Origin of the sequence: Streptomyces sp. PH10-H1 (assembly GCF_030063355.1) — a bacterium.
GTDB lineage: Bacteria > Actinomycetota > Actinomycetes > Streptomycetales > Streptomycetaceae > Actinacidiphila.
Map to the genome: position 1 here is coordinate 1 of NZ_JASISZ010000104.1, position 22,299 is coordinate 22,299.

Here is a 22,299-nt window from a genome sequence, read left to right on the forward strand (position 1 = left end):
GACCACGACAGGTGCCACGACGGCACCGGCGAGCCCGTCCGCGGCCCCTTCTGCGGCCCCGTCCACCAGCGCGGCGGTCCCCGCGACGGCCAACTGACGTACCCCGCACGCCCCGAGCCCGGCCGCGCCCTTACCGGCGCGGCCGGGCTCGTCCGCGTGGTGGCCGTATTCGATCGGTAGAACCTGTTCTCATCTGATCCCCCGATTGCTACGGTGCCCCGGCCCAGCCGACGTCGTCGTCCACAAGGGAGGTCCGGCCATGCGCGCCCTGATCGCCTCAGCCATCGGACTCGCCGCCGCTCTCGTGCTCGTGTTCACCATGACCGCGATCGGCGCACCGGCCGGCGAGACCTCACCCAAACCGGTGCTGACCACGGTCCCCAGCCACCCGTAACCGGCCCCGTAGCCGGTCGCGGCCACCCGTAGCCACAAAGGAGGGGAAGCGTTCCGATGCGCCGTAAGTCCAGCCTGGTGCTGCTCGCCTTCGCCGTCTTCTTCGCGGCCCTGTCGCCCCTGATGCGCTGGTACGCCTTCCCGCGACTGGCCAAGGTCCCGGCCAACGAGTACCAGTCGGTGGTTCTGGAGGCGAAGGACGCCACCCTCCTTGTCGACTACGCCTCGCTCAAGCCGCAGACCGTCTCCAGGATCAACATCGTCCAGACCCTGAAGGGCAACGTCGAGGAGGCCAAGAAGGTCAAGGTCGATACGGGCCGCGACGTGGTGGTCTGGGACACGCTGTCCTACGTGACCGGCCCGGACGGGAAGATGGTCTCGGAGATCCCCGAGCGCTACATCTTCGACGCCCACACCCAGGACCCGGTCCACACCGCGAGCGAGAGTGTCGACGGCGACCCCGTGCACCGTGAGGGCGTCGAGTTCAAGTTCCCGTTCCTCACCGAGAAGCGCGACTACTTCTACTTCGACGCCCAGTCCCGGACGTCCGCGCCCATCCACTACCAGGCGACGCAGAACTTCCGCGGGATGACGGTCTACTACTTCGAGCAGACCGTCCCCTGGATCAAGGTTCCGCTGCCGAAGAAGATGCCGGGCGGCGTCACCGCTGACTCGCTCGGCGGATCGGTGGAGCGCTGGTACACCACCAAGCGGATGTTCTGGGTCGACCCCACCACCGGCGCCCCGGTCAACGGTGAGGAGATCCACCAGGAGCAGCTGCGGTTCCCGCAGTCACCCGAGACGAAGCCGGTGACCATCTTCTCCGGTGATGTGAAGATGCGCGAGGATTACATCGACTCCACCGTCAAACTGGTGAAGTCCCAGCGCCAGCTCATACTGCTGCTCACCAGCTACCTCCCCTGGGGCTTCCTGATCCTGGGAGTGGCGCTGCTCGCGCTCTCCCTGTTCCTGGAGGCCCGCAGCCGCCGCCCGGCCGACCCGGCCCCGAACGACGCGCTGCGCGAACCGGATCCCGACCCGCAGCCGGTCGTCGCCTGAAGCCGCCGCGCCGGCGCCGTTCGGCGGCGGACCGTCAACGCCGGTTGTTCGTACGGCGGGTGGGCGCCGCGGCCGCCGGGTCCTCCGGCCACGGGTGCTTGGGGTACCGGCCGCGCAGCTCGGCGCGCACGGAGCGGTAGCCGCCCTTCCAGAACGAGGCGAGGTCGGCGGTGACGGCGGCGGGCCTCCCCGCCGGGGAGAGCAGATGTACGAGGAGCGGGACGCGCCCGCCCGCGATTCGCGGGGTCTCCTGCCAGCCGAACAGCTCCTGGAGCTTGGCCGCGAGCACCGGCTGGTCGCCCTTGTAGTCCACCCGGATCCGCGAACCGCTCGGCACCTCGATCCGTTCGGGGGCGAGCTCGGCGAAACGGCCGGCGTCGCCCGTGGCCCAGGGCAGCAGCCGGGCGAGCGGGCCGCCGGCGTCGATACGTTCCAGGTCCGCGCGGCGCCGGGCGGCGGACAGTTCGGGGCCGAGCCAGTCGTCCATCCGGCCGAGGAGTGCGGACTCCGAGACATCCGGCCAGGGCTCGCCCAGCACCCGATGCAGGAAAGCCAGCCGGCGGCGGGTGTCCTGCGCGTCGCGCGACCAGCGCAGCAGCCCGGTGCCCTCCCGCCGCAGCCCCTCGGCCACGGCGGCGCGCACCAGCGACCGGTCGGGCGACCGCAGCGGGCGCGCCGTCAGTTCCACGGCGCCGAGCCGTTCCACGCTGCGCGCCACCACGTCGCCGTCCGCCCAGCGCACCTCTTCGCCGGACGTCAGCAGCGGCGCCGCCGCGGTACGGGCGGTGGCCTCGTCGATCACCGCGGCCAGCCGCACCCGCGCCGAGGCCGCCGCCACCGGCCGGTCCGCGACCGCGATCGCCAGCCACCCGGCCGCCCCGAGGCGCGAGCCCGAGCGGAGTTCCGCCGCGGTTCCCGACGCCATGAGATACGTACCGGCGCCGCGCCCCCGGGCCACACGTTCCGGAAAGGCGAGCGCGGCCACCAGCCCGGCGACCGCGTCATCGTCACCGGAGGAGATCGCGGAAGCCGCGGCGGACCCGCCGAACCGGCTGGACCCACCGGATGCGACCGTCCCGCCCTGCGGGCTCGCCGTCCGTGCCGAGTCCGACGATCTGGCAGACCTGCCCGACCTGCCGGACCCGTTCGACCCACCGGATCCGTCCGGCCCGCCCGGCTCACCCGGCCCGCCGTCCGATCCGGCCTGGCGGAGCGATGATTCCAGGCGGCCGGCCTCCGCGCGCCAGCGCGCCGCGTATCCGTCGCCGCCCCGCCGGGCCTGGCGCCAGGCGGCGGCCAGGTCGTCGCCGTAGTCGCGCGGCGGCTCCTCGCTGAGCAGTGCCACGATCTCGGCCGCATGCCGGGATCCCACGGCGCGCGCCCCGTCGAGCAGCGCCCGTGCGAGCCGCGGGTGCACCCCCAGCCGGCTGAGCCGCAGACCGCGCCCGGTTGCACGGCCCCCGGCGGAGACCGCGCCGACCGCGCCCAGCACCTCGCGGGCCGCGCTCATCGCGCCCGCCGGAGGGGCGTCGAGCAGCGCGAGTCCTGTGGCGTCCGGGTCGCCCCAGCAGGCGGCCTGCAGTGCGAACGCGGTCAGGTCGGCCACCGAGATCTCGGGTGCGGGCCAGCGCGGATGCCCGGCGTTGTCGGCCTCCGACCAGCAGCGATACACCGTGCCAGGGCCCTCGCGCCCGGCGCGGCCGGCCCGCTGGCGGGCCGCCGCGTGCGAGACCCGCACCGTGGTCAGCGCGTCAAGGCCGCGGGCGTGGTCCACCCGCGGCTCGCGGGCGAGCCCGCCGTCCACCACGATCCGCACCCCGGGCACGGTGAGGCTCGACTCGGCCACCGACGTGGCCAGCAGCACCCGGCGGCGGGTGCCCGGCGCGAGCGCCGCGTCCTGCACGGCGGCCGGCGCCCGGCCGTGCAACTGCAGTACCTCCACGTCGAGCCCGGCGGCGGGCCCGTTCAACATCCCCGCGACCCGGGCGATCTCCCCGACGCCCGGCAGGAAGCAGAGCACGTCCCCCTCGCGCTCCCGCAGGCCGCGCCGTACCACCGCCGCCACATGCTCCAGCAGCGCCGGATCGACCCGCATCCCGTGCGGGGGCCGCACCGGGCGGGGCGGCGGCGCCCACTCCACCGCCACCGGATGCAGGATTCCCTGCGCCTCGACCACCGGGGCGGCGCCGTCCTCGCTGCCGATCAGGGCGGCCCAGGCCGCCGTGTCCGTGGTGGCGGAGGCCGCGACCACCCGCAGCTCCGGCCGCAGGGTGGCGCGTACGTCCAGCAGGAAGGCCATCGAGGTGTCCGCGTCCAGGTGCCGCTCATGGCATTCGTCCAGGACGACGGTGTCCACCCCGGCCAGTTCCGGATCGCGCTGCAGCCGCTGGAGCAGCACACCCGTGGTCACCACCTCGACGACCGTCTCTGCCGAGACCTTCCGCTCCCCGCGCACGGTGAAGCCGATCCGCGCGCCGACGCTCTCCCCGAGCAGCCACGCCATCCGCCGGGCCGCGGCCCGCACCGCCATCCGGCGCGGCTCCGCCACCAGGACCCGGCGAGGTGCGGCCGTGGGCCGGGAGTACTCCGTGTACTGGGGAAGCAGCCCGGCCAGCGCGAGCGGAACGAGGGTGGTCTTCCCCGTTCCCGGCGGTGCGGCGAGCACGGCGCACCCCCGCTCGTCGAGCGCCCGCAGCAGTGCGGGCACGACGGTACGTACGGGCAGGTCGAGGGCGTCGGCGCGGATCACCCGCCCAGTGTGCCCGTACCGCTGGCGGCGCCGGACAGGCCCTAGTCCCGTACGCAGACGAAGATCGCCGTCCCCGGCAGGATGCCGCCGCGCAGCGGCGACCAGCCGCCCCACTCCTGCTTGTTCCACTCCGGCCACCGCGGCTCGACGAGATCGACCAGCCGGAAGCCGGCCGCGGCGATCTCCCGCACCCGGTCGCCGAGGGTGCGGTGGTGCTCGACGTACTCGGCGAGACCGCGCTCGTCCTGCTCGACGTAGGGAGTGCGGTCGAAGTAGGAGGAGACGGCGGTCAGCCCCTCGGGTCCCGGCTCGTCGGGAAAGGCCCAGCGGATCGGGTGGGTGACGGAGAAGACCCAGCGCCCGCCGGGCCGCAGCACCCGGTGCACCTCGCGCTGTACGCGTTCGGGGTCGGCGACGAAGGGAAGCGCGCCGTACGCGGAGCACGCCAGGTCGAAGGACCGGTCGGCGAAGGGCAGCGTCCCGGCGTCGGCCTGGACGAGTGGGAAGCCGCCGTCCGCCGACTCCTCGTCGATCCGGCGCGCGTGCTGCAGCTGCCGGTGGGAGAGGTCGAGCGCGACCGGGCGGGCGCCCCGTGCCGCCAGCCAGCGCGAGCACTGCGCGGCGCCGGCGCCGATCTCCAGCACCGTCAGGCCGGCGAGTTCCGGGGCAGGGCCGAGCAGTCCGGCGTCGGCCTCGTCCAGGCCCTCCGGCCCCCAGACGAAGTTCCCGTCGCCGAGGAATGCTCCGTGTTCGACCTGGTATTCATCCGCGTTCCGGTCCCACCAGCCCCGGTTGGCCCGGCTGCTTTCCGTGACGCCGGCGGTACGACGGGTGGCTTCTGGTTCGGGTCCTTGGCTCATCGCGGTTGTCGTCGTACTCTCTGGTTGGACCTGCGGCTGGGGGACTTGCGCCGGGTATGTGGCGTTCTGCCCCAGGTGGGCCCTTCGCGCATTGACCGTGTCCGGCTGCCCCCGTATGCTACAAGTTGCGCTGCGGGCCTGCGCACCTCAGACGTAGCAGGTTGCGCTCGCACACGTTGTATCCCCTCGGTTATTGAGGCGACTCTCCGAACGCTTGGATGGTCCGCTTTGAGGCTGTCCGGCTTCGGCGGTGCGATCACGGGTCCTGGCGTAGCAGTACCTACAACTTCTGTCCGTACCGGAGTCCTTCCCCATATGACGAGCAGCACCGAGGCAACGCGCACCACCCCGCAGGTGGCGGTCAACGACATCGGTTCCGAGGAAGACTTCCTCGCAGCGATCGATGCGACGATCAAGTACTTCAACGATGGCGACATCGTCGAAGGTGTGATCGTGAAGGTCGACCGGGACGAGGTCCTGCTCGACATCGGTTACAAGACCGAGGGCGTCATCCCCTCCCGCGAGCTTTCGATCAAGCACGACGTCGACCCCAATGAGGTCGTCAAGGTCGGCGACGAGATCGAGGCCCTGGTTCTCCAGAAGGAGGACAAGGAAGGCCGCCTGATCCTCTCGAAGAAGCGCGCTCAGTACGAGCGTGCCTGGGGCACCATCGAGAAGATCAAGGAAGAAGACGGGATCGTCACCGGTACCGTCATCGAGGTCGTCAAGGGTGGTCTCATCCTCGACATCGGCCTCCGCGGCTTCCTCCCCGCCTCGCTCGTCGAGATGCGTCGCGTCCGCGACCTCCAGCCGTACGTGGGCAAGGAGCTCGAGGCCAAGATCATCGAGCTGGACAAGAACCGCAACAACGTGGTCCTGTCCCGCCGTGCCTGGCTCGAGCAGACCCAGAGCGAGGTCCGCCAGACCTTCCTCACGACCCTGCAGAAGGGTCAGGTCCGCTCCGGCGTCGTCTCCTCGATCGTCAACTTCGGTGCGTTCGTGGACCTCGGCGGCGTCGACGGTCTCGTGCACGTCTCCGAGCTGTCCTGGAAGCACATCGACCACCCGTCCGAGGTTGTCGAGGTCGGCCAGGAAGTCACCGTCGAGGTTCTCGACGTGGACATGGACCGCGAGCGTGTCTCCCTGTCGCTGAAGGCGACGCAGGAAGACCCGTGGCAGCAGTTCGCCCGGACGCACCAGATCGGTCAGGTCGTCCCCGGTAAGGTCACCAAGCTCGTCCCGTTCGGTGCGTTCGTGCGCGTCGACGAGGGCATCGAGGGCCTGGTCCACATCTCCGAGCTGGCCGAGCGCCACGTGGAGATCCCGGAGCAGGTCGTCCAGGTCAACGACGAGATCTTCGTCAAGGTCATCGACATCGACCTCGAGCGCCGCCGCATCAGCCTCTCGCTGAAGCAGGCCAACGAGGCCTTCGGTGCCGACCCGGCCACGGTCGAGTTCGACCCGACGCTGTACGGCATGGCCGCGTCGTACGACGACCAGGGGAACTACATCTACCCCGAGGGCTTCGACCCCGAGACCAACGACTGGCTCGAGGGCTTCGAGACCCAGCGCGAGGTGTGGGAGACCCAGTACGCCACGGCGCAGACCCGCTTCGAGCAGCACCAGGCCCAGGTCATCAAGTCCCGCGAGGCCGACGAGAAGGCGGAGGCCGAGGGTACTGCGGCTCCTGCCGGTGCCGTCAGCTCCGCCGGTCTCGGTGGCGGCGGTTCGTACTCCTCGGAGTCGGACGACAACTCCGGCGCCCTGGCGTCGGACGAGGCGCTGGCCGCGCTCCGCGAGAAGCTCGCCGGCGGCCAGAGCTGACGCTCTGACCGGTAGGCAGGCAACCGTACGGACGGAAGGCCCGTTTCCCCGCGAGGGGGAGCGGGCCTTCCGCGTTGTCCGGGGTCGTGGGGGGTCATGGGGGGCCGCGGAGGGTCATGCTCTGAGGGTGTGGGGCGGGTCGCGGAGCGTGAAGCGGGCATGATTGAGGGAATGCTCCCAGCTCCTCGCACGTTTCCGAGGAGGAACGATCACAGTGCTGGATCCGCAGGGGTTGTACGAATTCGTGCCGGGCGGTGCCGAGGCCGTCGACGAGGCAGTGGGGGAGACCGGCCCTGTGCTGCTGTACCACCTCGAGGGGTACATCGACGCGGGAGACACCGGCGAGCAGATCACGGAGCAGCTGCTGGACCGCCTCGACAACCAGCTGGTGGCCAGGTTCGACGCCGACCGGCTCGTCGACTATCGCGCGCGCCGGCCCCTGATGCTGTTCGAGCGCGACCACTGGTCGGGGTACGAGGCTCCTGAGATCGCCCTCTACCTGGTCCGCGACACCACGGAGACGCCCTTCCTGCTGCTGACCGGCTTCGAGCCGGATGTGGAGTGGGAGCGCTTCGCCGCTGCCGTCCTGCAGGTCGTCGAGCGGCTCGGGGTGCGTCTTGCCATCAACTTCCACGGCATCCCGATGGGCGTCCCGCACACCCGCCCGGTGGGTCTGACCCCGCACGGCAACCGGGTCGACCTGATGCCGGGACACCGCAGCTGGTTCGACGAGGCGCAGGTCCCCGGCAGCGCCGAATCCCTCATCGAGCTGCGGCTCGCCGAGGCGGGCCGTGACGTACTGGGCGTCGCCGCCCATGTGCCGCACTATCTGTCGCGTTCGCCCTATCCGGACGCCGCCCTCGCCGTACTCGAAGCGATCACCGCCGCCACCGGCCTGGTCCTTCCCGACGTGGCCCACGCGCTGCGCGCCGAGGCCCACACCGTGCGCGGCGAGATCGACCGCCAGGTCGCCGAGGGTGACGCCGAGCTGGTCTCCGTCGTGCAGGGGCTGGAGAGCCAGTACGACGCGGTCGCCGGATCGATGACCCGGGAGAACCTCATCGCCGAGCCCATCGACCTGCCGTCGGCGGACGACCTCGCGGCCGAGTTCGAACGGTTCCTCGCGGACCGCGAGGACGACGGGAACTGACGCCGGTCGACGTGGGCCGGCGGGGGAACGCGTAGTACCGGAACGGATTGCCGGAACGAGCCGCCGGTTAGGCTGGCGCCATGCTGAAGGTGGGCCTGACCGGCGGAATCGGCGCCGGCAAGAGCGAAGTGTCGCGGCTGCTCGCGTCGTACGGGGCCGTCGTGGTGGACGCGGACAAGATCGCCCGCGAGGTCGTGGAGCCGGGAACGGCGGGACTGGCCGCCGTGGCGGCCGAGTTCGGCGAGGGCGTACTCGCCCCGGACGGCACTCTCGACCGCCCGAAACTGGGCTCCATCGTCTTCGCCGACCCCGCCAGGCTCCAGGCCCTGAACGCGATCGTGCATCCGCTGGTGGGCCGCCGGTCGGCCGAGCTGGAGGCCGCCGCGGGCCCGGACGACATCGTCGTCCATGATGTGCCGCTCCTCGCCGAGAACGAGCTCGCCGGACGCTACGACCTCGTCGTGGTCGTGGACGCGTCACCCGGCACTCAACTCGAGCGCCTGATCCGGCTGCGCGGCATGGACGAGGGCGAGGCCCGGTCCCGGATGGCAGCCCAGGCCACCCGTGAGCAGCGGCTCGCCATCGCGGATCTGGTGATCACCAACGACGGCCCACTGGATGCCCTGGAACCCCAGGTCAAAGGCGTCTGGAGGGAGCTGCGCGACCGCCTGCGGCCGGTGGATCCGACCGCCCAGGACCTACCGGAATGCGATTGCGGCTGACCGCGTTGGGTATGTCTGTGCCGACGATCAGTCGTCACCCGAGCCATGGAAGGGAGGCGGCCGTGCCCGAGCAGACCCCAGAGACCCACGTCATCGATTTCCGTGCCGCGGAGCAACTGCTGGAAGCCCGCGACCCGCGCGGCGCGGTGAAGCTGCTGGACTCGGTCATCGCCGCCCACCCGGAGAACACCGCCGCCCGGCTGCTGCGGGCCCGCGCCTTCTTCGCCGCCGCTCAACTGCGTCCGGCCGAGCTGGAGTTCCAGATCGTGCTGGAGCGTGAACCGGACAACGCCTTCGCGCACTTCGCCCTCGCGCGGACGCTGCAGCGTGCCAACCGCCCGGATGAGGCGCTCCGTCATTTCCGGCTCGCGGCCGCCCTGGACCCGCGGCCGGACTATGTGGAGGCGGCCCGCTTCGACGCTCCCTGATCCGGGAACCGCCGAGCTCTCCGCTTCCTCCGCCACGATCCCCGCCACGATCCCCGTCACGGCGGGTCGACACCACAGGCCGACACCACAGGCCGACACCACAGGCCGTCACCACAGGTTGTTCCCGGTCCAGATGGGGTCGCCCTGGTACGGGTGGTAGGCGTCCAGGTTGTCCTTGGCCGGGTGCCGGTGCCCGGCCGGTCCTTCGGCGAAGGCCCGGAGCAGGTTCGCGGTGACCTGGCTGGTGAAGACCGCGGTCCGGTCCGTGATGCCGTGGCCGCCCGCCCCCTCGAGCGAGCCGACCCAGCGCATCGTGCCGGCGTTGAACACCCCGGCGCCGCTGGGGACGGTGTAGTACGCGGAGTCGGCGAAGCTGCGCACCCCGCGGCACTCCAGCCGGGAGTGGGCGATGATCTCGATCGGACGCGGGGTGATCTCCCCGGAGTTCACCCGGTCGTACTCGGTGCCCACCAGGCCGGGAAAGCGGGTGCCGGCGAGGGCCCCGGTGCCCTCGAACAGCCAGTGGCCCGGCTCGGCCACCACATAGTCGGCGGTCGTCGGGTTCGACTCGTAGAGCGTGCCGGTGAGTGAGTTCTCCGGGTCGGCGTGCGGGGGTTCGCGCCAGTTGTTGGTGACGGCCGCGTCATCGGTCCCGTACGCCGGATCACGCGTCCAGTCGGTCTTGTAGCAGACGACCAGCCGGCGCTCGCCCAGCCGAGTCGGCTCCAGCCGGATGCGCCGGAAACAGGCGTTGGCGCCGAGGAAGGCGATGTTGCTGCCGGTGTCGCGTGCCCGGGTCACCCGGGCGCGCATGGCGGGCGTCCAGTACTCGTCGTGGCCGAGGGAGATCACCGCGCGCGCTCCGGCCAGCAGCGCCGGATCGCGGTCGATGTCCATGGAGGTGACGTAGGCGGGCGCCAGGCCGAGCTTCTCGGCGAGGGCGATGGCCGGGCGCTCGAATGTCAGGAAGAGATTCGCGCCGTTCTCGTCGTAGGGGCGGTCGCAGCTGGCCGCGAGCGAGCGGTTGGCGTCGTCCCCGCTGCCGCCGGGACCGTGGTAAAGGCTGTGCCCGCCCCAGGTGTTGTACGCCTGCCAGGTGCCGACGGCGTTGACCAGTACCAGCCGCCCCGCGGTGCTCCGCGACCGGACGGTGACCGGGACGTACCGCTGGGACCCGGATTCCGCGGTCAGCCGCAGCAGATACGAGCCCTCCGGCCAGCCGTGCGTGGGGACCTCGGTGGCCGGCGTCCAGTCCGCCGCGACCGTACGAGTGGCTCCGGCGGCCTCGGGCACCGGCTGGACGCGGCCCGCGACAGGGCCCGACGCCCACACCTTGCGTGCCTGCGCCCCGCCGTACCAGCCCATCCGGAAGGCATCCACCCCGAACCGCCGGGCGCTGGTGGAGACATGGAGGGTGAAGGGCTGCCCCGGCGCCACGCTGACCTGGTCCGCGTACCCCTCGATGTCGCGGTCGGCGCCCTGGTGCCGGAGACCCCAGTCGCGGGTGCCCGGCAGGTCGTTCTCCGCCGCCGCGGTCGATCCGGACGGCCTGGCCGGGGCGGACGACGGCGCGCCCGGCGCCGTGTCCCCGTCACCGCCGTCTGCGGAGCAGCCCGCGAGGAACGCGCCGGCGCCCGCCCCGGCCGCAGCACCGAGGAAGTCCCGCCGATTCCACTCGTCCCGCGTGTCCATCCGCCACTCCGTCTCCCGTCTCCAAGAGCATTGACCTACGGGGGGACGGGGAAGGTTGCCTTGCCGCTCGTATCGCGAACGGATTTCACCGGTTCGGAGGGATCCGGACCGCTCCCGGAGGGACACAGATGGACAGCAGCAAGCGTTGGGGCCGGATCCGCAGGGCGGTCGTCGTGTCGGGTTGTGTGGTGGCGCTGGGGCTGGTGCCGTCGGGCGCGCTGGCCACGCCGGGCAGCGGGGTGACGGCGACGGTCCTGGCCAAGGGCACCTCCGCCGACGGCCTGAAGATCAAGACCAAGGGGCGCACGGATGTCGTGGTGCGCACGGTCACCATCGCGCCCGGCGGCTCCACCGGCTGGCACTACCACCTGGGTCCGCTGATCGCCGTCGTCCAGGCCGGCACGCTGACCAGGACGTTGGCCGACTGCACGGTGGAGCGCAGCAGCGCCGGCCAGTCGTTCGTCGAGCCGGACGGCGCCCGCAAGGTGCACAACGGGCGCAATCTCGGCACGGTGCCGGTCGTCCTGTACGTCACCTATCTCGTCCCCGAGGGCGCCCCGCTGTCGGTCGACGCCCCCGACCCCGGATGCCGCAGCTGAGCGCGCGGCGCCCGACACGGGCGTCCTGACGCAGGATCCTCATCCCGGAGGAGTGACGATCGAGGCGTGCGGCCCGTCAGAACAAAGGCGCGGGCAGCACGCCCTCGAGCGCCAGGAGCGTGCGTTTGATCTCCAGACCGCCGCCGAAGCCGCCTATTCCGCCGTTGCTCTCCACGACGCGGTGGCAGGGGACGACGATCGGCAGCGGATTGGCGCCCATGGCGGTGCCGACGGCCCGGGCGGCGCCCGGTTCGCCGACGCGGTCGGCGAGGTCCTGGTAGCCGACGACGGTGCCGAAGGGCACGCCGGTGGCGAGCTCACGCTGGACGCGGCGGTTGAAGCCGGCGGTCAGGGACCAGTCGAGATCGAGGGTGAAATCGCGCAGCTCACCGGCGAAATACGCCCGCAGCTGCTGCACGGCGGGGGCGAGGAGACCCGTTTCCCCGGTGTCCTCCACCAGGTCGGCGCCGAGCCGGCGCGCCAGCCGGTCCAGGACCGTGGCCGTCGTCTTCTCGTCGGCCCGGAAGACGACATTGACGAGCCCCTGCCCGGTCGCGGCGAGCAGCAGCGGCCCGATCGGGGTGTCCAGCCGCGTCCAGACCGGCCCGGACGCCGCGGCAGCCGGGGACGTCATGGCGGGCCGGTCCCCCCGGTCGTGCTGCTCGGTGTTCGTCATACCACCAGCGTAGGCGGGGCCACTGACAGCGGGCACCGACAGCCGGCACTGGCAGCGGCCACAGGCAGCGGCCACTGACAGCGGGTCCCGTCAGCCGGGGCGCGCCGGTCACTCGCGCGGGTGCCGCTCTTCGACAGCCTTGTCACAGAGGGTAGTTGCCGGGTCCCGGCGGGGGAGGGGGTGGTCATGACACGACACGACTTCACCCAGGCCCTGCGCATCCTCGCCTGTGATCAGGACCGGGTGGCGACCGTCGGCCAGCTGGCCGCCATCGGGGTGTCGGAGGCGGCGCTGCGCAAGCGCTGCGGGCCGGGCGGACCGTGGCAGCGGGTGCTGCCGAGGGTGGTGCTCCTGCGGAGGGGGGCGCCGACCGCCGCGCAGCGCTGCCGGGCGGCGCTCGCCTACGCCGGATACCCGGACGTGGAGGCGCAGTTGACGGGCGCCGTGGCGCTGGCCCTGCACGGGATGCGCGAGGTCCTGGTGCCCGCCGAGGTACGGGTGGTCGACGTCCTGGTGCCGGCCGGGCGCGCGGTCAGGACGCACACCTGGGTCCGGATCCACCACGCGCGCTCGCTCCCCGGCCCCGAGCTGGTGGACGAGCTGCCCGTCGCGCCTCTGGTGCGCGCCGCGGGGGACGGCGTCCGGGCGTCGTGCGACCCGGACTGGATGCGGGACGTGCTGCGCGAGCTGGTGCGGAACCGGGGGATCGACCCCAGCGCCCTGGAGGATGAGCTGCGTGCCGCGGCGCTGTCCCGGAAGCCCGGGATCGCCGTGGCACTGCGGGAGTTGCGGCTTCCCGGGCAGGCGCGGGGCTCCGTCACCGGGCAGGCGCGCACGCTCGTCCTGCGCTCGGGGCTGTGGCAGCCGCTGTGGCGGCCCGAGCTCCGTCTGGACGGTGTGTTCCTCGCGTCGCCCGACGCCTTCTGGGCGCGGGACGGGGTGGCTCTGGAGATCGGAGCGGCGGTGGTGCACGGTCCGCTGGACGCGTGCGGCGTGCGGGTCGTGCGGGTGCCCCAGGAGGCGCTGACACTGAGCCCCTCGCAGGTCGTGGGGGCGCTGCGGGCGGCTCTGGCGGCGGGACCCCACGGACCGCTGGACCGCATCACCGTGGTGCCGGATCACGGGTAGGTAAAGGGAATCTGAAACATGGTCAGGTGTTCCCATGTGCGGCCTAGGGTGTGCCAACCGATGCGCCGGAGAGGTCCGCAGTGGACGGCATGTACGGAACGGTGAACGGTTTCACGTACGGCTGGGTCACACCCGTGGCGGCCTATGTCATGGCCTGTCTGGGTGCCGCTCTCGGACTGCGCTGTACAGTCAGGGCGCTGGTGATGGAGCGGTCCCGGCGGGCCGGCTGGCTGGCCCTGGGCGCCCTGTCGATCGGCTCGGGCATCTGGACGATGCACTTCATCGCCATGATCGGCTTCAGCGTCGACCAGGTGGAGATCAACTACGACAAGTCCATCACGTTCGCGAGCCTCGCGGTGGCCATCGCCGTGGTCGGTGCCGGCGTCTTCCTGGTCGGGTTCCTCGGCCGCCGGGTACCGGTCCTGCTCGCCTCCGGCGCGATCACCGGCGTCGGGGTGGCCGCCATGCACTACCTCGGCATGGCCGGCATGAAACTGCGCGCGGACCTCACCTACAACACCACGACCGTGGCCCTGTCGATCGGTGTCGCGGTGTTCGCGGCCACCGCCGCGCTGTGGGCGGCGGTCTCGATCAAGGGGTTGGCCGCGAGTCTGGGGGCCAGCTTCATCATGGGCGTCGCGGTCACTGGCATGCACTACACGGGCATGGCCGCGCTGCGGGTGCACCTGCACGACTCCGGGCTCAGCGGCTCCCTGGGCGGCGCCTCGTCGGCCGCGATCCTGGCGCCGGTGCTGATCGGACCGGTGGTGTTCCTGTTCCTGGCCGGTGTGGTGGTGGCGCTCGATCCGCCGGTCTCCGAGCCGGAGCCCGGTCGCGAACCCGTTCCCGAGCCGGTCCGCGGCCGCCGCTCATGGTGATCCCCGGCCTTTGTCAGAGCCGGGCCGTACGGTGGTTCCATGCGGCCCGTATCAGACATCGAACGCACTGTGGCGCCCTTTGAGGTCGTCAGCCCCTACCAGCCCAATGGTGACCAGCCGGCTGCCATCGAGGAGCTGGAACGGCGCATCCGCGCAGGTGAGAAGGATGTCGTCCTCCTCGGCGCGACCGGCACCGGAAAATCGGCGACCACCGCGTGGATGATCGAACGGCTCCAGCGCCCCACCCTCGTGATGGCGCCGAACAAAACCCTCGCCGCGCAGCTCGCGAACGAGTTCCGCGAGCTGCTCCCGAACAACGCGGTCGAGTACTTTGTGTCGTACTACGACTACTACCAGCCAGAGGCGTACGTCCCCCAGACGGACACCTACATCGAGAAGGACTCCTCGATCAACGAGGAGGTCGAGCGGCTCCGCCACTCCGCCACGAACTCCCTGCTGACCCGGCGCGATGTCATCGTCGTCGCCTCGGTCTCCTGCATCTACGGCCTCGGCACCCCGCAGGAGTACATCGACCGCATGGTGCGGCTCAAGGTCGGCGACACGATCGAGCGGGACCAGCTGCTCCGCAAATTCGTCGAGATCCAGTACGCCCGCAATGACGTGGCGTTCTCCCGGGGCACCTTCCGGGTGCGCGGCGACACCATCGAGATCTTCCCGGTCTACGAGGAACTGGCCGTCCGCATCGAGATGTTCGGCGACGAGATCGAGGCGCTCTCCACCCTCCACCCGCTGACCGGCGAGGTCATCAGCGACGACCGGGAGATGTACGTCTTCCCGGCCACCCACTACGTCGCCGGACCCGAGCGCATGGAACGTGCGATCGCGGGCATCGAGAAGGAGCTGGAGACCACCCTCGCCACGATGGAGAAGCAGGGCAAGCTGCTGGAGGCCCAGCGGCTGCGCATGCGCACCACGTACGACATCGAGATGATGCGGCAGATCGGCACCTGCTCCGGGATCGAGAACTACTCGCGGCACATCGACGGCCGCGAGGCGGGTACCGCGCCCGACACGCTGATCGACTACTTCCCGGAGGACTTCCTCCTGGTCATCGACGAGTCGCATGTCACCGTGCCGCAGATCGGCGCGATGTACGAGGGCGACGCCTCCCGTAAGCGCACCCTGGTCGACCACGGCTTCCGGCTGCCGTCCGCGATGGACAACCGCCCGCTGAAGTGGGAGGAGTTCCTCGGCCGGATCGGCCAGACCGTGTACCTGTCGGCGACTCCCGGCAAGTACGAGCTGTCGCGCGGTGACGGAGCGGTCGAGCAGATCATCCGGCCGACCGGACTGGTCGACCCCGAGGTCATCGTCAAGCCCACCGAGGGGCAGATCGACGACCTGGTGCACGAGATCCGGCTGCGCACCGAGCGGAACGAGAGGGTGCTGGTCACCACCCTCACCAAGAAGATGTCCGAGGACCTCACCGACTACATGCTGGAACTGGGCATCCAGGTGCGGTACTTGCACAGCGACATCGACACCCTGCGCCGTATGGAGCTGCTGACCGAGCTGCGGTCCGGTGAGTACGATGTCCTCATCGGCATCAACCTGCTGCGCGAGGGCCTGGACCTCCCCGAGGTGTCACTGGTGGCGATCCTGGACGCGGACAAGCAGGGCTTCCTGCGCTCCGGCACTTCGCTGATCCAGACCATCGGCCGCGCGGCGCGCAATGTGTCCGGGCAGGTCCACATGTACGCCGACCGGATCACCCCGGCGATGGAGCAGGCCATCGACGAGACCAACCGGCGCCGCGAGAAGCAGGTCGCCTACAACACGGAACGCGGCATCGACCCCCAGCCGCTCCGGAAGAAGATCGCGGGCATCCTCGACTCCTTCGCCCGTGAGGACGCGGACACCGAGGAGCTGCTGGGCTCCGGCCGGCAGCGCTCGCGGGGCAAGGCCCCGGTGCCGGGCCTGTCCACGAGGGCGGGCGAGAAGCGGGTGGCCAAGAACCTGCCCGCGGAGGATCTCGCGGACCTGATCGCCGAGCTCACCCAGCAGATGCACGCCGCGGCGGGCGAGCTGCAGTTCGAGGTCGCGGCCCGGCTCCGGGACGAACTGGGGGACTTGAAGAAGGAATTGCGCCAGATGCGCGAGGCCGGTATGGCATAGCCCCTGGGGTGAACCGAGGTGCGCTGTCCCAGCGTCTTGTTAGGGTGCGGGGCAACCGCACACAGTCCGGTGACGGGTGAGAGGGGACAGCGCGTGACGGTCAACATGACCAAGGGGCAGCAGATCAGCCTTACCAAGTTCGACGGGGGGACGCTGACGGCCGTTCGGATGGGGCTCGGCTGGCAGGCCGCGCCCCGCCGCGGGTTGTTCGGCAGCCGCACCCGGGAGATCGACCTCGATGCCTCGGCGGTGCTCTTCGCCGACAAGCAGCCGGTGGACGTCGTGTTCTTCCGTCATCTGGTCAGCGACGACGGCTCGGTCCGGCACACCGGCGACAATGTCGTCGGTGGCGCGGGCCAGGGCGGCGACGACGAGTCGATCCTGGTGGACCTGCAGCGGGTGCCGGTCCACATCGACCAGATCGTCTTCACGGTGAACTCCTTCACCGGGCAGACCTTCGCCGAGGTGCAGAACGCGTTCTGCCGCCTGGTCGACGAGACCAACGGCCAGGAGCTGGCCCGCTACACCCTGACGGGCGGCGGGCAGTACACCGCGCAGATCATGGCGAAGGTGCAGCGTGCCGGCAGTGGCTGGTCGATGACCGCCATCGGTACGCCGGCCGCCGGCCGTACGTTCCAGGACCTGATGCCGTCGATCCTGCCGGCGCTGTAGCTCCACAGGAACACGCTGTAGCACCACAGAAACACCACGCACAACAAGTACAACGGGCGCGACACGCACAACACCAATGGGGGGTGCCGGTATGGCTGCCGAGCTGGTCCGGGGACAGAATCATCCGCTCCCGGCCGGGCCCGAGGGCGCCGGCCGACTGGAGATCCGGGTGACGGCGGGCACACCGGTGGTGGCGGTGGCCACCCTCGGGGACGAGCAGGGGCGGGTGAGCGGCACGGGGCGGATAGCCCACCCCGGGTCGCCGCACCTCCCCGGCCTCGAAGTGTCCCAGCAGGCCGCCGCCGCCCACCGGCTCGCGGTGGACCTGGGCGCCCTCTCCGAGGATGTGCACCGGGTCCATGTGCTGCTGGCACTCCCCACGGTGGACGGCGTGCCGGCCTCCTTCGGCGCGGTGGCCGCACCTCATGTGGCGGTCACCACGCTGGACGGGTCCGAGGTCGCCGGCTTCACCATCACCGGGCTCGGCCCGGAGTCCGCGGTGATCGCCATCGAGCTCTACCGCAGGCAGGGCGCGTGGAAGGTGCGCGCGGTCGGCCAGGGTTACGCGGGCGGGCTGCCGGCGATGCTCCTGGACCACGGTGTGCCGGAGGCCGCCGGTCTCGCCGCGGGCATCCATGACGCGGTGGCCGCGGGTCTGGCCCGGTCGGTCGCCCTGCCGGCCCCGCAGCCGGACGGCCCTCCGGCGGCGTCCTCCGGGACAGGACCGGGCCCGGTCGACTACCAGCACCCCCGGCGGCGTTCGGCGCCCTCGCGGGCCTCCGGTGTCCCGGATGCCCCGGCGGACCGTCCGGCGGCCTCCGCGCCGCCGGAGGGGGCCCCGCAGCCCGTCGCCGGTGACGCCAGCGGCTGGACCATGGAGGAACGGCTCTACAACCAGATCTGGGGCATGTTCGAGGACCTGGCCCGCACCACCGCCGCCTACCGCAGCGCCGTCGACTTCGCCGAGTCCCGCCTCGACCAGGAGCTGGACCGGCTGCTGTCCGACCCGCGCACCCGTGTCGGCCCGGCGGCCGACGCCGCCCGGGACCAGGCCCGCGCCAAGCAGGCCGACCTCATGGACCAGGCCCGTGCCGTCCTCGACCGGGACATGGCGCAGCTCCGCGCGGAGTCCGAGGTCGTCGAACCGGCGCTGCCGCCCGCCTTCGCCGGGTGGGAGAGCCCGGTGTGGCACGGCTACTCGGTGCCGATGGAGGTGCCGATGGCGGCCCGGCTCGGCAATCTGCATCTGCCCGAGAATCCTGAGCTGCGGATCCCGCTGCTGGTCAGGCTGCCGTTGGAGCGCGGCCTGTGGATCGACAGCGCCCAGGACCGGCGCCTCGCCATGGCCGTCGCGGTCACGGTCGCGGCCCGGCTGCTCGCCTCGTATCCGGCCGGCGACTTCACGGTGCATGTCATCGACCCGGCCGGCAATGCGTCCGCCGCGCTCGCCCCGCTGACCCACTCCGGCGCGCTGCACGAGTCGCCCGCCGCGGGAGCCGCCGGTGTCGCAGCGGTGATCAGCCGGATGACCGAGCGGGTGGACCTCGTACAGATGGCCATGCGCGCCGGCGCCCCCGATTCGCTCCCCGTGGACCTGGACACCGCCGAGCAGCTGCTGATAGTCAACGACTTCCCGTACGGCTTCGACGATCGCACCGTCAACCAGCTGCGGTACCTCGCGGACGAGGGGCCGTCCGTCGGCGTCCATCTGCTGATGGTGGCCGACCGGGATGACGCGCGGGCGTACGGACCGGTCCTGGACCCGCTGTGGCGGGCCCTGATGCGGCTCACTCCGACCCCGGACGACCACCTCGCGGATCCCTGGGTCGGTCATGCCTGGACGTACGAGCCGCTGCTCGTGCCGCCGGGCAGTCAGGTGCTGCCCCAGGTGCTCCGGCAGGTCGCGGCCGCCCGGCAGGCATATGGCCGCTGACCAGGAGTTTTGACCTTGGCTTTGCCTTCTCTTGGGCATTCCGGTACCGTTCGCTGTTCGTAGTGAACCACCGGAGGCCCAGCAGTGGACGTTTCCTTGGCCATGTGGGCACTGACCATCGCCGGTCTGTGTGCCCTGATCGCCGTCGACTTCCTCATCGGACGCAAGCCGCACGACGTCACCATCAAGGAAGCGGGCATCTGGACGGTCGTCTGGATCGTCCTGGCGGCCCTGTTCGGGCTCGGCCTGGCACTCTTCGCGGGTGGTCAGCCCGCAGGTGAGTTCTTCGCGGGATTCATCACCGAGAAGTCGCTGAGCGTCGACAACCTCTTCGTCTTCGTCCTGATCATGTCAAAGTTCGCGGTGCCCTCCAAGTACCAGCAGCGGGTACTGCTCGTCGGCGTCCTCATCGCGCTCCTTCTGCGGGCGGTCTTCATCGCCGGCGGCGCCGCGATCATCGCCAACTTCTCCTGGGTCTTCTTCATCTTCGGCGCCTTCCTGATCTGGACCGCGTGGAAGCTCATCAAGGAGGCGCGGGCCGGCGAGGAGGACGAGGAGTTCGAGGAGAACAAGCTCCTCAAGCTCGTCGGGAAGCGCGTTCCGTCCACGGACAAGTACCACGGCACCAAGCTGTTCATCGTCGAGAACGGCAAGCGCCTGATGACGCCGATGCTCATCGTCATGCTGGCGATCGGCACCACGGACGTCCTCTTCGCCCTCGACTCCATCCCCGCGATCTTCGGCCTCACCCAGGACCCGTACATCGTCTTCACCGCCAACGCCTTCGCGCTGATGGGTCTGCGACAGCTGTACTTCCTGATCGGCGGCCTGCTCAAGAAGCTGGTCCATCTCTCCTACGGGCTATCGGTCATCCTCGGCTTCATCGGCGTGAAGCTGGTCCTGCACGCCATGCACGAGTCCGGGATGAACGTCCCTGAGATCTCCATTCCCGTCTCCCTCGGCGTCATCGTGATCGTCCTGGCGGTCACGACCGTCACCAGCCTGATCGCCTCAAAGAAGCAGACGACGGCGGAAGCGGCCGAGAAGGAGAAGGAGAAGGACAGCATCGGCGTGTAGCGGGGCCTGCTCGCGTCCGTCCGGTACGGAAGGTCTAGCCTGGGCCGCCGGGACCGGACGGATGCGAGGAACGGAATGGCTGCGTTGAACACCCTGGCGGCGGCCCTGCCGGAACTGACCGTCTCCAGTTTTCTGGGGGCGTGGCGGCCGGACGGTGTGGCGCTCGCCGCCGTGGTCCTGCTGGGCGGCCTGTACGCGGCGGGGGTGCTGCGGAGGCGGCGGGCCGGCGGTCGCTGGCCGGCCGCGCGGACCGCGGCGTTCGCGGTGCTCGGCCTGGGCGCGATCGTGGTCGCCACGATGTCGGGCCTGGCCGTGTACGGAAGGGTGCTGTTCTGGCCCGCCGCCGTGCAGAACATCGTGCTGGACCTGATCGCCCCGCTGGGCCTGGCGCTCGGCGACCCGCTGGCCCTCGTGGCGCCGGACGGCCCGCTGCACAGGGCGCTGACCGGCCGGGTGGTGCGGCTGCTGACCTATCCGCTGGTCAGCTCGGCGGCGGTGCTGGGCTCCGAGCTGACGATCTACTTCACGCCGTACTTCGAGACGGCGCTGCACCAGGACGCCGTCCGCCAGCTGATGCATCTCCAGCTGCTGCTGACCGGCTGCCTGTTCGTGCTGCCGATGCTCACCCGCCAGGAACTGCTGCCGCGCTGGTGCACCCACCCGGTACGGGCCGCCCTGGTCTTCCTCGACGGACTCTTCGACTCGGTGCCCGGCATCGTCGTCATGACGAGCGGAACGCTGGTGGCGGGCCACTGGTACGCCGCGCACCCGCGCACCTGGGGACCGGACCCGCGGCAGGACCAGATGATCGGCGGCGGGCTGATGCTCACGCTCGCCGAGCTGGTCGGGCTGCCGTTCCTGATCGCGGTGTTCGCGCAGTGGTGGCGGACGGACCGCGCGAAGAACGCGGAACTGGACGCGCGCCTGGACCGTGAACTCCTCGCGGCGGACCCGGCGCCACAGCCGGCGTCCGCGGGCGCGTCCGCTCCCGCCGCCTCCGTACCGGAGATGACCCGCCCCTGGTGGGAGACCGATGCCGGCGAGGTGGGAGAACGGATGCGCCGCCGCCGCTGAGCGCCGTAACGGACCGGCCCGGCGCCGAGGAGGTTGCCGCCGCCGTGGCCGGGGTAGACCCAAGTCCTGTCCGGGCGGGTGTCGACGGATTGGCCCAGACCGTGCCGCGGCTGGCGTGTACGTCCCCGCAACACCAGACGACAGAGCAGCACGAGAGGGACGGCATGGCCGATCAACCTCTGCGAGTCGGCGCCCGCGACTGCTCCCTCATGGACGCCGAAGCATGGATCCACGTCTACTTCGACGAGGACGCGAACAGGACCAAGGCAGCCACAAAGGGAGGGAAGCCCTTCGCATACCCGGCCTACGACCGCCTGGTGACCGGTAGCGGCCCCGACGAACTGAACGACGGCGACCTCCTTGCCCCGCTACTCCTCAACGCACCCCTGACGATCACAGCGGTCTACTCCTTGCAGGCCGTGTGCCGCACTTTGGAACGCGGTCTCGCCGCGGTCCCTCCGGACCTCACACTGGAAGTCGCCGTGACGGAAGGGCGACACCGACCGCTCCTCGAGGACCTGATCGGGGTCCTGGATATCCCCGGTGCGGTGCCCGGAGTCCAGTTGACGACGCTGACAAAGGTGCTGCACCGCAAGCGTCCCCTATTCGTGCCGCTCTTCGACAAGAGGGTCAAAGCTCACTACTACGGGCAGAAACCTGAACCTCGATCCACCGTGTAGCGGCCGGGCTGTGGACGGAGAAATCAGAAGAGGTGCCCGCTGACCTGGGATGATGGGAGTTCTGACGCTTCCATCCGCCGCAACCGGCAAGGCACCTCTCGAGTGAAATTGTTCCATGGCCCGGCGCGGGTGTTCGCCGCGTTCGACGAGCCGAATCTGATCGCGCATGCCGGGCTGGTCCCGATCGTCCGGCTGGCCGAGCGGTGCGGTCTGCCGGCCCTGGTGGCCGAGAAGGTCAAGCTGAACGGCGCGAAGAACGGTGCCGGCACGGCCGCCGACGCGAAGGCGATGAGCATCGTGGGTGGCATGGTCGTCGGTGCCGACTCCATCGACGACCTGGACGTGCTGCGGCACGGCGGGCTGGCGAAACTGTTCGGCGGAGTGCGGGCACCATCCACACTGGGCACCTTCCTGCGCGCCTTCACTTGGGGACACGTACGCCAACTGGAGTCGGCGACACGCGCGTTCACCTGCAACCTGGCCGCCCACACCGGCCTCGTCCCGAAGAACGACGAGGTGGTGTTCGTCGACATCGACTCCAAGGTCAAGCAGGTCTACGGCCCGGCCAA

20 protein-coding genes and 1 pseudogene are annotated in these 22,299 nt (G+C 70.8%); 17 read left to right on the forward strand and 4 right to left on the reverse strand.

Features of this window, described 5'->3' with window-relative positions; all coding sequences use genetic code 11:
• The 3 genes from QMK24_RS36980 to pgfA form a co-directional block, all read left to right on the forward strand.
• On the forward strand, positions 1 to 180 hold a 180-nt coding region (locus tag QMK24_RS36980), incomplete at its 5' end, for a hypothetical protein (RefSeq protein ID WP_283471265.1).
• 79 nt (positions 181 to 259) lie between these two features.
• Positions 260 to 394, forward strand: coding sequence for an SPW_0924 family protein (locus QMK24_RS36985; RefSeq protein WP_283471266.1), 135 nt, complete (start codon positions 260 to 262; stop codon positions 392 to 394).
• A 56-nt stretch (positions 395 to 450) separates the two neighbouring features.
• Entirely contained in the window at positions 451 to 1,452 is a 1,002-nt protein-coding gene (gene pgfA / locus QMK24_RS36990; protein WP_283471267.1) for a cell envelope lipid trafficking protein PgfA, read from the forward strand.
• Positions 1,453 to 1,486: 34 nt separating this feature from the next.
• Here pgfA and QMK24_RS36995 read toward each other — a convergent pair whose 3' ends face one another.
• Together QMK24_RS36995 and QMK24_RS37000 are read right to left on the reverse strand one after the other, a co-directional pair.
• Entirely contained in the window at positions 1,487 to 4,201 is a 2,715-nt protein-coding gene (locus QMK24_RS36995) for an ATP-dependent RNA helicase (RefSeq protein WP_283471268.1), read from the reverse strand.
• A 41-nt stretch (positions 4,202 to 4,242) separates the two neighbouring features.
• Positions 4,243 to 5,061, reverse strand: coding sequence for a class I SAM-dependent methyltransferase (locus QMK24_RS37000; protein ID WP_283471269.1), 819 nt, complete (start codon positions 5,059 to 5,061; stop codon positions 4,243 to 4,245).
• Between the two features lie 315 nt (positions 5,062 to 5,376).
• On the opposite strand from QMK24_RS37000, the gene rpsA reads away from it, so the two are divergent.
• The 4 genes from rpsA (at position 5,377) to QMK24_RS37020 (ending at position 9,185) form a co-directional block, all read left to right on the forward strand.
• Positions 5,377 to 6,885 carry a 30S ribosomal protein S1 gene (rpsA, locus tag QMK24_RS37005; protein WP_283471270.1) on the forward strand — a complete coding sequence of 503 codons (1,509 nt, stop codon included), beginning with the start codon at positions 5,377 to 5,379 and terminating at the stop codon, positions 6,883 to 6,885.
• Positions 6,886 to 7,099: 214 nt separating this feature from the next.
• On the forward strand, positions 7,100 to 8,035 hold the full coding sequence (locus tag QMK24_RS37010) for a proteasome assembly chaperone family protein (RefSeq protein WP_283471271.1): 936 nt from the start codon (positions 7,100 to 7,102) through the stop codon (positions 8,033 to 8,035).
• An 80-nt stretch (positions 8,036 to 8,115) separates the two neighbouring features.
• Entirely contained in the window at positions 8,116 to 8,757 is a 642-nt protein-coding gene (coaE, locus tag QMK24_RS37015) for a dephospho-CoA kinase (RefSeq protein ID WP_283471272.1), read from the forward strand.
• Between the two features lie 62 nt (positions 8,758 to 8,819).
• Positions 8,820 to 9,185: a tetratricopeptide repeat protein gene (locus QMK24_RS37020; protein WP_283471273.1), complete on the forward strand. Its 366-nt coding sequence runs from the start codon at positions 8,820 to 8,822 to the stop codon at positions 9,183 to 9,185.
• A gap of 108 nt (positions 9,186 to 9,293) precedes the next feature.
• On the opposite strand, the gene QMK24_RS37025 is transcribed toward QMK24_RS37020, so the two are convergent.
• Positions 9,294 to 10,877 (reverse strand): N,N-dimethylformamidase beta subunit family domain-containing protein, encoded by a 1,584-nt coding sequence (locus QMK24_RS37025; RefSeq protein ID WP_283471274.1) that lies wholly within the window; start codon positions 10,875 to 10,877, stop codon positions 9,294 to 9,296.
• 128 nt (positions 10,878 to 11,005) lie between these two features.
• Here QMK24_RS37025 and QMK24_RS37030 point away from each other — a divergent pair, with 128 nt between their 5' ends.
• On the forward strand, positions 11,006 to 11,476 hold the full coding sequence (locus tag QMK24_RS37030; protein WP_283471275.1) for a cupin domain-containing protein: 471 nt from the start codon (positions 11,006 to 11,008) through the stop codon (positions 11,474 to 11,476).
• Between the two features lie 76 nt (positions 11,477 to 11,552).
• On the opposite strand, the gene QMK24_RS37035 is transcribed toward QMK24_RS37030, so the two are convergent.
• On the reverse strand, positions 11,553 to 12,152 hold the full coding sequence (locus QMK24_RS37035) for a methylated-DNA--[protein]-cysteine S-methyltransferase (RefSeq protein WP_502962703.1): 600 nt from the start codon (positions 12,150 to 12,152) through the stop codon (positions 11,553 to 11,555).
• 186 nt (positions 12,153 to 12,338) lie between these two features.
• Here QMK24_RS37035 and QMK24_RS37040 point away from each other — a divergent pair, with 186 nt between their 5' ends.
• The 9 genes and pseudogenes from QMK24_RS37040 to QMK24_RS37080 all read left to right on the forward strand — a co-directional run.
• Positions 12,339 to 13,280 (forward strand): hypothetical protein, encoded by a 942-nt coding sequence (locus QMK24_RS37040; protein ID WP_283471276.1) that lies wholly within the window; start codon positions 12,339 to 12,341, stop codon positions 13,278 to 13,280.
• 89 nt (positions 13,281 to 13,369) lie between these two features.
• On the forward strand, positions 13,370 to 14,158 hold the full coding sequence (locus tag QMK24_RS37045) for an MHYT domain-containing protein (protein WP_283471277.1): 789 nt from the start codon (positions 13,370 to 13,372) through the stop codon (positions 14,156 to 14,158).
• 39 nt (positions 14,159 to 14,197) lie between these two features.
• Positions 14,198 to 16,294, forward strand: coding sequence for an excinuclease ABC subunit UvrB (gene uvrB / locus QMK24_RS37050; RefSeq protein WP_283471278.1), 2,097 nt, complete (start codon positions 14,198 to 14,200; stop codon positions 16,292 to 16,294).
• 93 nt (positions 16,295 to 16,387) lie between these two features.
• Positions 16,388 to 16,966, forward strand: coding sequence for a TerD family protein (locus tag QMK24_RS37055; RefSeq protein WP_283471280.1), 579 nt, complete (start codon positions 16,388 to 16,390; stop codon positions 16,964 to 16,966).
• Between the two features lie 91 nt (positions 16,967 to 17,057).
• Positions 17,058 to 18,899, forward strand: a complete 1,842-nt coding sequence (locus tag QMK24_RS37060; RefSeq protein WP_283471281.1) for a TerD family protein — start codon at positions 17,058 to 17,060, stop codon at positions 18,897 to 18,899.
• Between the two features lie 84 nt (positions 18,900 to 18,983).
• Entirely contained in the window at positions 18,984 to 19,976 is a 993-nt protein-coding gene (locus QMK24_RS37065) for a TerC family protein (protein WP_283471282.1), read from the forward strand.
• 75 nt (positions 19,977 to 20,051) lie between these two features.
• On the forward strand, positions 20,052 to 21,050 hold the full coding sequence (locus QMK24_RS37070) for a cytochrome c oxidase assembly protein (protein ID WP_283471283.1): 999 nt from the start codon (positions 20,052 to 20,054) through the stop codon (positions 21,048 to 21,050).
• Positions 21,051 to 21,214: 164 nt separating this feature from the next.
• The gene (locus QMK24_RS37075) at positions 21,215 to 21,730 is read left to right on the forward strand and encodes a DUF6308 family protein (RefSeq protein WP_283471284.1); all 516 of its coding nucleotides are present in this window, start codon (positions 21,215 to 21,217) and stop codon (positions 21,728 to 21,730) included.
• Positions 21,731 to 21,832: 102 nt separating this feature from the next.
• Positions 21,833 to 22,299 (forward strand): annotated as a pseudogene (locus QMK24_RS37080) (IS1380 family transposase); the annotation flags it as partial.